At 42.9% G+C, this 14,656-nt stretch carries 12 protein-coding genes; all 12 read left to right on the top strand.

Going from position 1 to position 14,656, the window contains the following annotated elements; translation table 11 throughout:
- Position 1: 1 nt before the first annotated feature.
- The 12 genes from rfaD to AC22G1_RS12570 all read left to right on the top strand — a co-directional run bounded on the left by rfaD (position 2) and on the right by AC22G1_RS12570 (position 14,653).
- Entirely contained in the window at positions 2 to 940 is a 939-nt protein-coding gene (gene rfaD / locus AC22G1_RS12625; protein ID WP_487313696.1) for an ADP-glyceromanno-heptose 6-epimerase, read from the top strand.
- Between the two features lie 2 nt (positions 941 to 942).
- Positions 943 to 1,509: a D-sedoheptulose-7-phosphate isomerase gene (locus AC22G1_RS12620; protein WP_487313695.1), complete on the top strand. Its 567-nt coding sequence runs from the start codon at positions 943 to 945 to the stop codon at positions 1,507 to 1,509.
- Between the two features lie 7 nt (positions 1,510 to 1,516).
- Positions 1,517 to 2,752 carry a hypothetical protein gene (locus AC22G1_RS12615; RefSeq protein ID WP_487313694.1) on the top strand — a complete coding sequence of 412 codons (1,236 nt, stop codon included), beginning with the start codon at positions 1,517 to 1,519 and terminating at the stop codon, positions 2,750 to 2,752.
- Complete coding sequence (locus AC22G1_RS12610; RefSeq protein WP_487313693.1) at positions 2,749 to 3,819, top strand: glycosyltransferase family 9 protein; 1,071 nt, start codon at positions 2,749 to 2,751, stop codon at positions 3,817 to 3,819. Before AC22G1_RS12615 ends, AC22G1_RS12610 begins: the two co-directional genes overlap by 4 nt.
- An 86-nt stretch (positions 3,820 to 3,905) precedes the next feature.
- A complete protein-coding gene (locus AC22G1_RS12605) occupies positions 3,906 to 5,204 on the top strand; it encodes a hypothetical protein (protein WP_487313692.1) in 1,299 nt (432 codons plus the stop codon).
- Entirely contained in the window at positions 5,201 to 6,217 is a 1,017-nt protein-coding gene (locus AC22G1_RS12600) for an acyltransferase family protein (RefSeq protein WP_487313691.1), read from the top strand. The genes AC22G1_RS12605 and AC22G1_RS12600 overlap by 4 nt, the downstream gene beginning before the upstream one ends.
- Before the next feature lie 31 nt (positions 6,218 to 6,248).
- A complete protein-coding gene (locus tag AC22G1_RS12595; protein ID WP_487313690.1) occupies positions 6,249 to 8,390 on the top strand; it encodes a bi-domain-containing oxidoreductase in 2,142 nt (713 codons plus the stop codon).
- Between the two features lie 76 nt (positions 8,391 to 8,466).
- Positions 8,467 to 10,035 (top strand): heparinase II/III family protein, encoded by a 1,569-nt coding sequence (locus tag AC22G1_RS12590; RefSeq protein WP_487313689.1) that lies wholly within the window; start codon positions 8,467 to 8,469, stop codon positions 10,033 to 10,035.
- An 87-nt stretch (positions 10,036 to 10,122) separates the two neighbouring features.
- Positions 10,123 to 11,193 carry a glycosyltransferase gene (locus AC22G1_RS12585; protein WP_487313688.1) on the top strand — a complete coding sequence of 357 codons (1,071 nt, stop codon included), beginning with the start codon at positions 10,123 to 10,125 and terminating at the stop codon, positions 11,191 to 11,193.
- A complete protein-coding gene (locus tag AC22G1_RS12580) occupies positions 11,190 to 12,116 on the top strand; it encodes an NAD-dependent epimerase/dehydratase family protein (RefSeq protein ID WP_487313687.1) in 927 nt (308 codons plus the stop codon). Before AC22G1_RS12585 ends, AC22G1_RS12580 begins: the two co-directional genes overlap by 4 nt.
- 15 nt (positions 12,117 to 12,131) lie before the next feature.
- Positions 12,132 to 12,683 carry a sugar transferase gene (locus tag AC22G1_RS12575; RefSeq protein ID WP_487313686.1) on the top strand — a complete coding sequence of 184 codons (552 nt, stop codon included), beginning with the start codon at positions 12,132 to 12,134 and terminating at the stop codon, positions 12,681 to 12,683.
- Between the two features lie 23 nt (positions 12,684 to 12,706).
- Positions 12,707 to 14,653 (top strand): polysaccharide biosynthesis protein, encoded by a 1,947-nt coding sequence (locus AC22G1_RS12570; RefSeq protein ID WP_487313685.1) that lies wholly within the window; start codon positions 12,707 to 12,709, stop codon positions 14,651 to 14,653.
- Positions 14,654 to 14,656 lie beyond the last annotated feature (3 nt).

Raw genomic sequence — 14,656 nt, 5'->3', positions numbered from 1 at the left:
CATGATTATTGTAACCGGCGGTGCCGGTTTTATTGGCTCGAATATTATTAAAATGCTCAACGCCAAAGGCGTTCGCGATATTCTGGTGGTTGATCACCTGAAAAACGGCAAGAAATTCTCAAATCTGGTGGGCTGCAAGATAGCCGACTACCAAGACCGTCAGGATTTTCTGGTCCAGCTTGAGCAAGGCCATTATCAAGAAAAAGTCAGAGCCATAGTGCATATGGGAGCTTGTTCCGCCACCACGGAATGGGATGGCCAATATATGATGCGCAACAATTACGAGTACTCCAAGCAGCTCTTCGAGTTCTGCCGACAGCAGAACATTCCGTTTCTGTATGCGTCGTCGGCAGCGGTATATGGGGCTACAGAGGTGTTCAAGGAAGAAGAGCAGTACGAGGGGCCGCTAAACGTCTATGGCTATTCCAAATGGCTCTTTGACGAGTTTGTCAGAAACAATCCTGTTGGCAACCAAGTGGCCGGTTTTCGTTTTTTCAACGTATATGGCCCTGGAGAACAAAACAAGGGAAGCATGGCTTCTGTTGCTTTTCATAACTACAACCAGATTCGAGACGCCGGTGTCGTTAAGCTTTTCGGTGCCCACGATGGCTACCAGCCTGGTGAACAAAAGCGTGACTTCGTTTACGTAAGGGATGTCGCTTCAGTTGTATTGTGGTTCCTTGAGCACCCACAGGCCCAGGGAATTTTCAACCTGGGGACAGGTAAAGCGCAGCCCTTTAATGATGTCGCCAGAGCGGTTATCGATTTCTGGGGAGAGGGGGAAATAGAATATGTCGATTTTCCCGAGAAGCTTAAGGATTGTTATCAAAGTTTCACGCAAGCCGATATCTCTGCGCTGAGAGCTGTAGGTTACGACAAACCATTCATGAATGTAGAGCAGGGCGTTTCTGCTTATCTGGCTGAAATTGGTAAGGAATAAAGATGACGTTTGAGCAAGCAGTCAACGGCCATTTGGAAGCCATACAGTCCCTTAGCTGCTGTGCCACTGAGGTGGAAGCGGCCGCGGATTTGCTGATTGGTTCAGCCCTTTCTGGTGGCAAGGTATTGTGGATGGGGAACGGTGGCAGCGCAGCCGACGCGCAGCATTATGCGGCGGAACTCATGGTGCGCTACACCCGTAACCGCAAACCCATAGCGTCTCTGGCATTGACAACGGATTCCTCTTTGCTGACTGCCCATAGTAACGACTATGAATATGCAACGGTCTTTGCCAGACAGGTCGAAGCCCTGGCCAGCGCCAACGACGTCGTTGTCGGGATCAGTACTTCGGGTAATAGCGAGAACGTCGAGTTGGCGTTAAAGTGGGCCAAGGCAAATGGTATACGAACCCTGGCGCTGCTGGGACGTGATGGCGGTCGCATCAAGGAACTGGCGGATGTGGCCATTGTTGTCCCCAATAAGGTGACGGCTCATATTCAAGAGGCTCATCTGGTTATTGGCCACTATCTCTGTGACCGTGTAGAAGAAGCCTGCTTCGAAGCAGGGTAACTGTCTGATGCTACGTTCGTTATTACTGAGTAATCTGGCCTTCGCTGTGAAGGCCGCTTTTGCTTTTGCTTTGACGACCTACTTGGCCAATACCCTGGACAGTACGGACTTTGCCACCTGGTCGGTGTTGCTGAGTTTATCGTTATTTTTCACCTTGTCCGATCTCGGGGTGGGCCAGTACCTGCTACGGGTCTTTATCGAGCGCCGGGGCAAGCCGGGCGCCGTGGCAGAAAACAACCGGTTGGTTGGTAACGCGGTATTGCTGTTTACCTTGGTCGCTCTGGCTTTCCTCGCGGTTTTTGCGGCCATCAGCCAAATCTCACCTGTCTTGACCGTTCTGAACCTTCGCTGGTTGTTACTGTTTTATCTGCTGGTGCTGGCGCGGTCGCTCTTTATTCCCTTCCTCGCCTTGTTATCGGCCTATGAACTATTTCATCTACGAAAGTCCCTTGAAGCTGCTACTTATGCCGTGGCTTTTTTGGCGGTGCTGACAGGCGCACTGTTGGGAGCGCCGGTAATGGTGTTGTTGGGTATTCACAGCACCGTTTTCCTGTTGTCCGGTTTCTATGCCAGCCATGTTTGCAAACGCAAATGTGAGATTGATTACGATAGCGTGGTGTGGGGAACTGCACAACTTGGTAGTCTGGTCAGATCGTCCATGGCTTACTTTATCAATAATTTAAGCCTGTTGGTCACACGGGGGGGCTTGGTTTTCCTGGCCAGCTTTTTGCTGCCGGCAGCGGAGATCGGGCAGCTGTCCATTTTCTTCGCTCTCTTCTATCAACTGGTTTTCCAGTTCTTTGACATATTGATCCGCACTGCGCAGCCAAAGATCCTGAGCGCTTATGGACAATACTTGAAGGCGGAAAAATGGTTCTACTGGCTTTTGGCTGGCTTTGTGGCCTTTTCCATGTTGTTCGGCTACGCAATGATTACCTTGATTTATCACAGCATCGATTTTTCCAGGGAATCATTATTCCTATTTATTCTGGTTGGCGCTTTGGAAGTCATTTACACCATGTTCAACGCCAAATGGCAGATGTTTGAGCGGATGAACTGGTTGGTAGCATCCATGTCTTTCTTGAAGTCCAGCTTGTATTTGATCTTCATCATGACCACTAGTTTTTTTAATGTTGAAATCTCCCTCAGCGGCTTCGTGTTAGGGTTATTGGTTATCAACCTGTTTGTAGTGTGCTTATCGGCGCTCATGCAAAGTAGAAAGAAGTACAGGATTTTTGCATGAATTCAAAACATATCCACGTTCTCAACACCCATGGCTTAGGTGACATGGTGATGACCTTGCCAATGTTGCGGGAGATTGACCAAGATGGTTTCCGCATATCTCTTACTGTCAAATCCAAGCTGGAAGCCGAATTGGTCAGGCAGATGTTTGTACCGAAAAATGGCGCTTTGCGATTCATTCACTTTCAAGATTATGCCCAGCAAGGTATCCGAGGCTATTTCGGCTTTCTCGTGGCGCTAAGAAAGCTGAAAGCCGATATGATAATGCCAGCTATAGGGGTAAGCGAGGTCAGGTACAATTTGCTGGCCTTTTTCAGCGGTGCCCGTTACCGGGTTGGACACGGTGGCAAGCTGGCCTGGCTGAATCACTTTAACTGGCGCAAAGGTCAGCCGGCCCACAAGGTTGTATTGAATAACGACATCTATCTGCAGGCTTTGGCTTCATGGCAGGGAATATCCCGGCCTGCCGTTAAGCCCCGCTTTCCGCCTTTCAACCCCAACGCAAGCATTCTTGAGGAGTTGCGGGCGCGCTTTCCCGGTCTGCTGGACGCCAATGCCATTTGTCTGGCGCCCGGTTCAGGTGAAGTGGAAAAGCACAAGCGCTGGCCTATCGAGAAGTATGCGGACTTGGCCGTAAAACTGCTGGAGCAAGGCCGCTCTGTGGTGGTGTTGGGCGGCTCAGGGGAAGAGCCCTTGGGCGCAGTCATCGCGGCTAAGGCTGGACTACACCCGTGCTTTTACGATCTGACCGGCCAATTGTCCCTCGGTGATACCCTGAACCTGCTTAACAGTGCCGATAAGCTGGTAGCCAACTGCAATGGCCTGTCCCATATGGCATCGGCGGTGGACACTACAGTGGTGGGGCTTTATGGCCCAACCGATCCTCACTACACAGGGCCTTATTCCGACAAGCTCCAGATCGTTACCCTGGCCTTGGATTGTGCTCCCTGTTACCGGCGCGGTTTTATTATGGGGTGTGGAAAGCCTGTATGTATGAAAGACCTATCTCTTAATAATGTCGATTTTTCCCTGGTAAAAGGTCGCCTATCGAATGAGGCTGACTCTTGAAAAAAATACTGATCAACTTCCTCTTCTTATCTTTTTTTATAGCGTCCTTTTTCATCACGGTTAGGGATAGTGACGTTGTATATCCAATGAGTTTATTGATATCTTCGGTCATATTTATTGTCGTTCTTAATAAATCTCTAAACTCAAAGTTAGAAACCCTGCCATTACATTTAATGTTGTTTGTATTTATTTTTGGCTACATATATAAAACAGTGTATACGTTAAGCATAATAGATGACAGTGTCAAAATATCTAGCATATATAAAGAATGGTATTTTATTGAAAAGCCTGATATTGAAAACTCTATGTTTTTCATATCTGTTTTTTTCTTGTTTTTCTCAATTCCATTTTTGTTTTTCAATATAAAAAAACCATCGCAAGATAAAAAAATATTACATAGCAGTCGGTTTATTTCACTTTCTAAGTTGATGGTGATTTTTATTTTTACTTTAAGTGTAATATTAACTTTAGTTAGGGCGTCGCTAGGAGTCGGCGTTATGGGTAAAGATAATGCCCAGACAGGTTTATTATTCACTCTAATGTTTCGAACGCAAGAGATAATAATACCGGGATTACTTATCTATTTTGCGTGGATCTTTTCGGATGTTAAAAATAGTAGATTTCAGTTTTTTTCATTACTTTCATTATTTGTTCATTATGTGTCATTGTCATTGATTTCGGGAAGCAAGTCTGGACTTATTTACTTTATATTCCTTTGTTTTTCCTTTTGGTCACTTCAAGGACTGATAACAAAGAAAAAGATATTTTTTATTTTGTTATCTTTTTTTATTATTGCAATTTCATACTCCTACTTCACTTCAATACGAGGATATCTACTGAAAGGAACGGATTACCATGATGCTATATTCCTTGCATTTCAAGACCTCTTAGATGGAAATGTCTTTAGTATATTGGGCGAGTCGTTGTTCAGAATGACCAATAGAATTATTGGCGCAGAAGGTGTTTGGTACTTTGAACACTTCATTAGTAACCGGGTTGATTCCTATCAGTATTTTTTTACCGAGATAGAAAGTAAGGGATTAAGTCTTTTCTTTACGAACAACTTAGTTGGAGTCTACAGAGATGGTGACTATCGATCTCCCGGGATAGTCGCAATGTCGTTGATGATTTTTAGTAAATATTTCTTCCCTTTGTTCTCATTTTTTTTCTCGATAGCGATATTAACTGTCTGGAATGTAATTTCAAAAAGCTATTTGGCGATACCTATTTTAACAACATTTTGTTTGTTTATTTTAAACTTACTTGTTGAAGGAGTATTCCATCTAGCTGATATTACGGTTTTTATCGTATACTGTTCTTTTATGTTTTTATTTTCCAAGTGGCTAATGGTAATCACTAAGACAAAAATAGCGATAATGAAATGAATAGATTAAAAATACTTGATTTATTAAGGTTTTTAGCAGCGATCATTGTCGTTCTTTTTCATTATCTCTTTAGAGGGAGTCAAGGTGATTCATATTTAAGTGTTAATTATGATGAGATTGGGTTTTTATTCAAGTATGGCTATCTTGGTGTTCAACTGTTTTTTATAATAAGTGGATTTGTTATTTTTCTATCAATAGAGAAAAAAAGGCCGCTCGAGTTTGTTTTCTCTAGAGCTAGAAGATTGTATCCTGCGTATATAATCGCGGTACTAATGACATCTTTTTTTATTTTGGAGTTTGGCCTCGGAGCATTGAATTTGTCCCTGAGTCAAATTCTTATTAATATTACAATGTTTCAAAAATTTCTCGGTGTGAAAGATATTGATGGCGTATATTGGACCTTATCATACGAAATAATTTTCTACTTCTGGTGTTGGGTGTTGATTTCCACTAGAAGTGTTAAGAACATAACATTCTATATCGTGATTTTTCTGTTTATCTCATTCATGAGTAAGTTTTTTTCTTTTTCAAAGATATTTAATGTCGTATTTTTGACAGATTACTCATGCTATTTTTCGGCCGGGATTGTGTTTTATTTGTCCATGAAAGGTAAAGTTGGAAATTTAAAATATCTGATTTTGACAGCGTGTATTGGTCTCTCTATTTACCAAATGAATGAGCAAATGGACAATTTGAGTCTAGAGTTCAATTCTGTGTTTGAACACTCGGCATCAATTTTTTTTATTCTTGTTTCGTATTCTATTTTTTATGGTATCGAAAAGGGGGGGGATTTTTTCGGACTTGGAAAAGTAGACTACAAAATTCTTGGTGGTCTTAGTTATCCAATATATTTGTGCCATCAAAATATAGGATATATCCTGATAAACCAATTAAGTAATTTTGTAAATAAGTGGTTGGCTTTTACCAGCGCTATACTTTTAGTAATTGTGTTGTCGTTTTTTTTGTTTTTAATCGAGCGGAAAACTCAGAGGTTACTAACCTTTAAACGCTAAATTTTATCTTCTAATTTGTGTGAGTGTGATGATGAAAGCTGTATTACAAGATCTTAAGGATGGACAAACCATTTTGGTGGATGCGCCGGCACCTCATGCAAAGGCCAATAGTCTGTTGATTGCCAGTAAAGTTAGTCTGATATCAGCCGGTACAGAGCGTATGCTGGTTGGTTTTGGTAAGGCCAGCTATCTGGACAAGGCACGTCAGCAGCCGGAAAGAGTGAAGATGGTATTGGAAAAGGTCAAGACCGATGGACTGATGACCACGATAGATGCCGTCCAATCAAAATTGGCTCAACCACTGCCCTTAGGCTACTGCAATGTGGGCGTGGTACAGGAGGTTGGCCGAGGGGCAGAAGAATTCAAGGCAGGGGATCGTGTGGTATCCAATGGCGCCCATGCAGATGTTGTGCGGGTTGGTAAGAACTTATGCGCCAAGATCCCAGATGAGGTATCTGACGAAGAAGCTGCTTTCACAGTCGTCGCCAGTATCGGCTTGCAGGGCATGCGTTTAGCTCAGCCGACGCTGGGAGAGTCAGTTGTGGTGACTGGTGTTGGGCTCATCGGCTTGCTGACAGTACAGCTGCTAAGAGCACAGGGGTGTCGTGTACTGGCCATCGATTTTGATGAACATAAGTTGGCGCTGGCCCACGCTTTCGGCGCCGATACCTGCAATCCAGGGAGGGGTGAGGATCCAGTAGCAGCAGGCATGGCTTTCAGCAGAGGTAAAGGTGTCGATGCTGTTATTATTACGGCGTCTACTAAGACTAATGATCCTGTAACCCAAGCAGCCCGGATGTCACGTAAGCGTGGTCGTATTGTGTTGGTCGGGGTCACGGGCCTTGAGTTGAACCGTGCTGACTTTTATGAAAAAGAACTGAGTTTCCAGGTTTCCTGCTCCTACGGCCCGGGTCGTTACGATGTTGCTTATGAAGAACAAGGGCAGGACTACCCTCTAGGATTTGTGCGTTGGACTGAGCAGCGAAACTTTGAAGCCGTTCTCGATATGATGGCGTCTGAGCGAATTGATGTTAAGCCTTTGATTTCTAAACGGTTTGATTTTGAACACGCCCCTGCTGCCTACGAGTTATTAACATCTGACCGCAGTGCTCTCGGGATCCTGCTTAGCTACGGTAGTGATCTCGCGCCTAGATTGGTTTCCAGTGTGAAGTTGCATGATCAGAAATTTGATGGGGCAAAGCCCGTTGTGGGCTTTATTGGTGCGGGTAACTACGCCTCTCGTATTCTTATTCCGGCTTTCAAGGGCGCTGGTGCGCAACTGTACAGCATAGTGACCTCCGGGGGCCTGAACGGCGTGGTCCACGGCAATAAAGCGGGTTTTAGCGAAGCATCCACGGACCTTGATGCACTGCTCGAAAACGAGCTGGTCAATACGGTGGCTATTGTAACCCGTCATGACAGCCATGCTCTTTTTGTCAGTAAAGCTCTGGTGGCAGGAAAGCATGTCTTTGTCGAAAAACCACTTGCGATAGATATTAATGGGTTGGATGTTGTCGAACAGTCTTATAAAGACGCTTACAGTCAAGGTAAGGCGCCTCATCTTATGGTTGGATTTAACCGGAGGTTTTCCCCTCAGATCCAAAAAATAAAGCAATTGCTGAAGGCGGTGACGGAGCCTAAGTCTTTTATTATGACCATGAATGCCGGTGCCATTCCTGCAGATCATTGGACTCAGGACACTCAAATTGGCGGTGGCCGTATCATTGGCGAAGCCTGTCACTTTATTGATTTGATGCGTTTCCTGGCTGACAGTCCGATAATTTCAGTACAAGCACGACGTATGGGCGATGTTGATGGCATAGGAATAACTGAAGACAAGGCCGTTATCACCTTGGGATTTGCTGACGGCTCTTTCGGTACTATTCACTATTTGGCAAATGGTGCCGCCAGTTTCCCCAAGGAGCGTGTTGAGGTGTTCTGCGCCGGGCGGGTGCTGCAGTTGGACAACTTCCGAAAAATGAAGGGATTTGGCTGGCCTGGCTTCAAAAAAATGAACCTATGGCGTCAAGATAAGGGACAAAAAGCCTGTGCAAGTGCTTTTTTGGATGCCATTGCCGCAGGCGGTAATACGCCTATTAGCGCAGATGAAATATTTGAAGTGGCCAGAATAACTATTGAAGTAGCGAAGCTTTTGAGAGAACAAAAAGACTGAGATGATATCGTTAGGAAAAATACATCGTTTATACCATACGGTTAAACCTCTTCGTTGGGAACAGCTTTATTATCGCATGAAGTATCGCTTTAGTAAGCCCAAACAGATTGGAAGTGTTTTCGATAGTAAGTCAAGATCCTGGCCGTGGCAGTTAGGAACTCGTTTTCCGCGTTCCTATTTGGGTAATGGTGAATTCGTCTTCCTCAATAAAAAAGGCTACGTGAAGGCGCCAGAGGATTGGAATAGTATTCAGAAAGATAAGCTTTGGCTGTATAATTTGCATTATTTCGATGATCTAAATGCAGCTGATAGCTCTGTACGTTGGGCGGAGCAACTAGAGCTGATACTCAACTGGATTGATAATAATCCTGTAGGCCATGGGAATGGCTGGGAGCCTTATACTCTATCGTTGCGTTTGGTTAACTGGATAAAGTGGTGTAATCGTATCGGTATAAAAGAAGCTAAAATTCTGGCTAGTATTAATCAGCAGGTTTTATTTCTCTCTCAAAGATTGGAGTACCATCTGCTGGCTAATCATTTGTTTGCCAATGCCAAAGCATTACTTTTCAGTGGAGCCTTTCTTGAAGGTCCTTTAGGTCAAGAAGCCTTGCAATTGGGGCTCTCTATTTTTGATAGAGAGATGACCGAGCAGTTTTTAGAAGATGGCGGGCATTTTGAGCTTAGCCCTATGTATCATTCCATCTTACTAGAAGATTTACTCGATGTTTATCAGCTGGTAGTTGTCGCCGGGTTAATTGAACTTAGCTCGCTGAAAGATGCATTGAATCAACGAATACAAGCGGGCTTGAATTGGTTGGGAGCAATGGTCCATCCAGATGGTGAAATTTCATTTTTTAATGATAGTAGTTTTGGTGTTGCCAGAAGCTATAAAGAATTAGTGAACTATGCTTTAGAGCTTGGCATTAAATTGGATATTAATAAAGATTTAGAAATCAGAGATTTGAGAGAGACTGGCTATATCTCTGTTTCACAAGACTCTGGAACTCGGCTTATTGTTGATGCTGCGGAAGTGGGACCAAACTACCAGCCAGGGCATGCGCATGCAGATACACTTAGTTTTGAACTGAGTGTCAATGGACACAGGGTCTTTGTTAACTCTGGTACCTCTGAGTATGGATTGGGTGGCCAAAGGGAGTTACAGAGAGCTACTCAGAGTCACAATACCTTGGTAATTGGCGATCGAAATAGCTCTGATGTTTGGTCAGGATTCAGGGTAGGTCAGCGGGCTAAAATTTTAAGCCGAACTGTAACTATCGATGGATATGCAAAAAATATTATGGCGAGCCATGATGGCTATTCTCGGTTTCGAAAACCCTCAGTTCATCAACGGAGTTGGCATTTTCTACCTGATAGTCTTCATATTGTTGATGTTATCGACCCCGGCAAAGATATAGACAAGGTTGCCTATTTTTATCTCCATCCTGATGTGAATTTCCGAAAACGAGATTCGGGTATTATCGAACTGGAGTTTTCCAATAATCGAGTCCTTTTTTCCTGCCGAGGGGATGCTTTAATTTCTGTTTCTGATGCATTTTGGTTTAGGGGGTTTGGTGATATTGTACCTAATAAGGTAATCAAGGTGTCATTTACATCTAACATCATGAACTATCACTTAGATTGGTAAAGATAGATCATAAATATGAAAAAAATAACTATCGTTACAACATATCCGTTAAGCAGCGAGCCAGTGATAAAGAATAGACTTCAGCCTATGATCGATATTGCATTGGATGCCGGTTACGAGGTAAATGTTGTTTCAGGTGATTGTGCACCTGTTAAATTATCCATTAGCGATTCTTTTAATAGCATCTTTATAGAGAAACCGGACTATGGGCGGGGGTTCATTGAACGTGCTTGGAGAGAGTATAAACACTCAACAGCTATTCTGAAAAAGGTAAAGGAAGTTTCCGAAGGAATCATAGTAATTACAATTCCTTCGATGTTCCTACTTTTTAATACTCGGATCCTCAGTGCGGCGAAAGTTTGTATAGACGTGCGAGACCTTACATGGGAATACTTGCCTGATAAAAACCCAGTTTATCGACTAGCTAAATTTGTTTTTAAAATCATTGCCCGTAAAAGATTTCATGAATCCAATTTCATAGCAGTTACCAATGATACTGAGTATTCGACAATTACTAGTGATTATGGTCAACCTTTTGATAAGGTCATAAAGAATTCTAATGGAGTATCAAATAAACAATTTCGACAGTTGAAGCCTTTGCAGCAGAAATCTATGGTGGGTAAACGGAGATTGACAGTGACTTATGCAGGCAATGTCGGCATAGCACAGAACCTTACCGTGCTGTTGGATGCGGCTGAACTGCTTCCAGAGGTAGATTTTGTGATTGCTGGAGCTGGAACGGATCACGCTCGTATCGAAGCTTACAGTAAAACAAAAAAACTGAAAAATGTTAGAATTCTGGGGCGTGTTGACTGGTCTGAAATTCCATCGCTTTATTGTAAGACTGATATTCTTTATGCTCAGCTCAGCCGAGAATATTCTGGTGCGATGCCGTCTAAGCTTTATGAGTATCTTTCCACAGGTAAATATATAATATATGGAGGGATTGACCAGGCGCAAAGAATACTTAAAGAGTTTGATAATAATATTGTTATCGAACCGGATAATCCTATGGCGCTAGTAGATGCGATAAAAAATGTGGCAGATAAAGCTCTTTATCAACGGATTTCCATTGAAAATAGTGAAAAAATAGAGCGAGAATATATAAGAGAAAAAAGCACAGCCTCTTTTTTTGAAAAACTAGGTTCTAAGTTATGAATGTACTTCTAACCGGCGCAACGGGATTTTTGGGGAAGTCCGTAAAACATCTCTTTGATAAACAACCTTCAGTGAAAACCTATATTGCAAGCCGAAATAAAGACCTGGTGAGAGATCAACCCAGCTCATCTATATATATAGATTTGGCAATTCCTAGTGACTCTTGGAGTGAATCATTGAAGGGGATTGATGTAATTGTCCATGCTGCCGCTTTAGCTCATAGTAATGCCCAAGTTGCAAGTAAAAGTGAAATTGATAAAATTAATATCGAAGGGACAATTGCATTAGCCCGTCAGGCAGTATTAGCCGGAGTAAAAAGGTTTGTTTTTATCAGTAGTATTGGTGTTAACGGTCATAACTCAAAAGCGCCTTTTCGTTTTGACGATGAGCCTCAGCCGCATGATAATTATACGATATCTAAACTAGAGGCTGAACGTCAGTTGATGGAAGTGGCTGCAAGTTCTGAGCTAGAGATCGTTATAATCCGACCCCCCTTGATTTATGGAAAAGAGGCGCCGGGAAACTTTAGTGTGCTAGTTAGATTTGCAAGGCTGCCATTAGTCTTACCATTTGGTGCTATAGATAATCTGAGAAGTTTTATTTACGTTGATAATTTATCTGATTTTATTTTCTTATGTACATATCATCCAAGAGCGAAAAATGGTGTTTTTTTAGTTAGTGATGGTGATGATGTCTCCACATCTGTTTTTATTAAGATAATTAAAAAGGAAAGTAGAGGGCGTAGTGTTTTACTTCCTGTTCCACACAAGTTGCTAAGTCGAATATTTTCTGTCATGAGAAAAAAAGCTGTCTTCGATAAAGTTTGTGGAAATCTACAGATTGATCTTTCACCAACTACAGCCTTGCTAGGCTGGGAAGCACCGGTATCTCTTCGTGAAGGGATTCGGAGAACATTTAATTAAATTCATAGGTGCTTTATGCTTCGTTTGTTCGATGTTTTCTTTTCCTTGATGGGTTTGATATTAGGACTCCCATTTTTTCTTATCATTACAGTTGTCGGCTACTTCGATACAGGGTCTCCTTTATTTAAGCAGGAACGTGTGGGTAAACATAAAAAACCTTTTGTGTTGGTTAAGTTTAGAACAATGCATAAAGATACTGCTTCAGTTGCAAGTCATCTCGCTAGCTTCTCCTCGATAACTCGTTTCGGTAAATTTCTTCGACGTAGTAAGCTAGATGAACTTCCACAGTTATGGAATGTACTTAAAGGTGATATGAGTCTCGTTGGTCCCAGGCCAAACCTTTTCAATCAAGAAGAGTTGATTTATGAAAGAGAGACAAGGGGAGTCTATAATGTACCACCAGGTATAACTGGACTCGCGCAGGTAAGTGATATCGATATGTCCACTCCTGTCCTTCTTGCTGAAACGGATCAGAAGATGATCGCATCCATGTCTCTAAAGGATTATTTCCGATATATTTTGTTGACCTTTTCTGGTCGAGGTCAAGGTGATAGAGTTAAGAACTAATATTGGTCAGTTTAGGAGGAAACATGGATTTTATAAAACTTCTTTTTTCTCTTAGCCGAACCAAAAAGCGCATTGTAAGTGTGTTGCTTGACACGGTATTTATTTTGCTTTCTTTTTGGCTGGCAGTTTTAGCTAGAATGGATGTTCTTTCAGTTTTAACTAACTATGCCTATTGGAAATTGATAATAGCAGTCTGTCCTATTAGTATTATTTTTTTTGTTAAATTAGGGTTGTATCGAGCCGTTATCCGATTTCTCAGTGCCCAAGCATTTATGGCTATTCTTTGGGGAGTTGTTGCCTCTGCAACCGTTATGGTATTGATTGCTTACTATACGGGGGTGGATTTACCGAGAACTCTTCCATTTATTTACTCTGCATTTTCTCTGGTTTTCGTAGGTGGCTCTCGCGCATTGATTCGCTCCGTGGTTGGTGCGGGTATGACTAGAAACGGTGAACATGTCGTTATTTATGGAGCGGGAGTTAGTGGCCGACAGACAGCTATAGCTTTGGCACAAAGCCACGAATATTCACCTGTGGCTTTTGTGGATGATGACCCATCTTTGCAAGGTACTGTTATACAAGGTCTTTATGTTTATTCTCCATCTATGGTGTCTGATTTATTGAGAGAGCACTCTGTCACTCGCATACTGTTAGCTATACCTAGTGCATCTCGGCAAAGACGTCAGCAAGTTTTGTCCTTCCTAGAACCTCTTCGGGTGAAAGTCATGACATTACCAGCTGTGGCTGATCTTGTCAGTGGAGAGAAGTTGTTTAGTGATGTAAAAGAAGTTGACATTGAAGATCTTCTGGGCCGTGATTCTGTCGAGCCTAGAGATGATCTTATGAGTGCCAATATCACCGGGAGAGTGGTGATGGTAACTGGAGCTGGAGGCTCGATTGGTTCAGAACTCTGTCGCCAGATATTGAAATTTTCCCCCAAAAAGCTGGTCCTTTTTGAAGTGTCTGAGTTTGCATTGTACTCGATTGAGAAAGAACTTAATTCACTTAGTCAAAGTCTAGCTTCATCAGTTGAAATATTTCCTATAATCGGTTCTGTTCAGCGAGAGAATCGAGTGAAAATGGTAATGGAGGCATTTGCTGTTAACACAGTGTACCACGCCGCTGCTTACAAGCATGTCCCTCTAGTTGAGCATAATGTTGTCGAAGGAGTAAGGAATAATGTCTTTGGCACTTTTTTCACAGCCCGCGCAGCAATAGAAGCTAAAGTAGATACTTTTGTTCTTGTTTCTACTGATAAAGCGGTAAGACCAACTAATGTAATGGGGACAACTAAGCGCATGGCTGAGTTAGTTCTGCAAGCCTTGGCCAAAACTGATACAGAAACCCGTTTTTGTATGGTGAGGTTTGGTAATGTCTTAGGCTCGAGTGGTTCTGTGGTGCCATTGTTCCGAAAGCAAATTGCTAATGGTGGTCCTATTACCGTTACGCATCCGGAAATTACACGTTTTTTTATGACTATACCAGAAGCATCCCAACTTGTTATTCAGGCTGGCGCCATGGGTAAAGGTGGAGATGTATTTGTTCTTGATATGGGAAAATCAGTAAAAATTGTCGACTTGGCGAAAAAGATGATTCGCCTCAGTGGATTTGATGTAAAGGATGATGTTAACCCTGATGGTGATATCTCTATTGAGTTTACTGGTTTGAGACCGGGTGAGAAGCTTTATGAGGAGCTTTTGATAGGTGATAATGTTACTGGTACGGAGCACGAAAGAATAATGACTGCTTCAGAGGTGTATCTTCCTTGGAGTGAGTTGGAGGCGGTACTTGTTCAGCTGGATGAAGCTTGCCACAACTTTAAACATGAGAGAATAAGGGAGATCTTGCTGGATACTCCAACCGGGTTCAGCCCTACAGATGGTATTTGTGACTTGGTATGGCAGCAGAAGGGCCTGCCTAAAGGACCTCAACCGGCTAAGGTCTCCGTTCTGCCGCACGTTAAGTATTAAGGA

This window comes from Gallaecimonas zhanjiangensis (assembly GCF_057624825.1).
The sequence above is the reverse complement of the archived record's forward strand: the minus strand, read 5'-3'. Positions and strand labels throughout refer to the sequence as shown.

Bases quoted from the DNA above. Each gene is read 5' to 3' on its own strand.
- rfaD (WP_487313696.1), top strand. From the start codon at position 2: ATGATTATTGTAACCGGCGGTGCCGGTTTTATTGGCTCGAATATTATT.
- AC22G1_RS12615 (WP_487313694.1), top strand. From the start codon at position 1,517: ATGCTACGTTCGTTATTACTGAGTAATCTGGCCTTCGCTGTGAAGGCC.
- AC22G1_RS12585 (WP_487313688.1), top strand. From the start codon at position 10,123: ATGATCGATATTGCATTGGATGCCGGTTACGAGGTAAATGTTGTTTCA.
- AC22G1_RS12570 (WP_487313685.1), top strand. From the start codon at position 12,707: ATGGATTTTATAAAACTTCTTTTTTCTCTTAGCCGAACCAAAAAGCGC.
- AC22G1_RS12590 (WP_487313689.1), top strand. From the start codon at position 8,467: ATGAAGTATCGCTTTAGTAAGCCCAAACAGATTGGAAGTGTTTTCGAT.
- AC22G1_RS12600 (WP_487313691.1), top strand. From the start codon at position 5,201: ATGAATAGATTAAAAATACTTGATTTATTAAGGTTTTTAGCAGCGATC.
- AC22G1_RS12605 (WP_487313692.1), top strand. From the start codon at position 3,906: ATGAGTTTATTGATATCTTCGGTCATATTTATTGTCGTTCTTAATAAA.
- AC22G1_RS12620 (WP_487313695.1), top strand. From the start codon at position 943: ATGACGTTTGAGCAAGCAGTCAACGGCCATTTGGAAGCCATACAGTCC.
- AC22G1_RS12575 (WP_487313686.1), top strand. From the start codon at position 12,132: ATGCTTCGTTTGTTCGATGTTTTCTTTTCCTTGATGGGTTTGATATTA.
- AC22G1_RS12610 (WP_487313693.1), top strand. From the start codon at position 2,749: ATGAATTCAAAACATATCCACGTTCTCAACACCCATGGCTTAGGTGAC.
- AC22G1_RS12595 (WP_487313690.1), top strand. From the start codon at position 6,249: ATGAAAGCTGTATTACAAGATCTTAAGGATGGACAAACCATTTTGGTG.
- AC22G1_RS12580 (WP_487313687.1), top strand. From the start codon at position 11,190: ATGAATGTACTTCTAACCGGCGCAACGGGATTTTTGGGGAAGTCCGTA.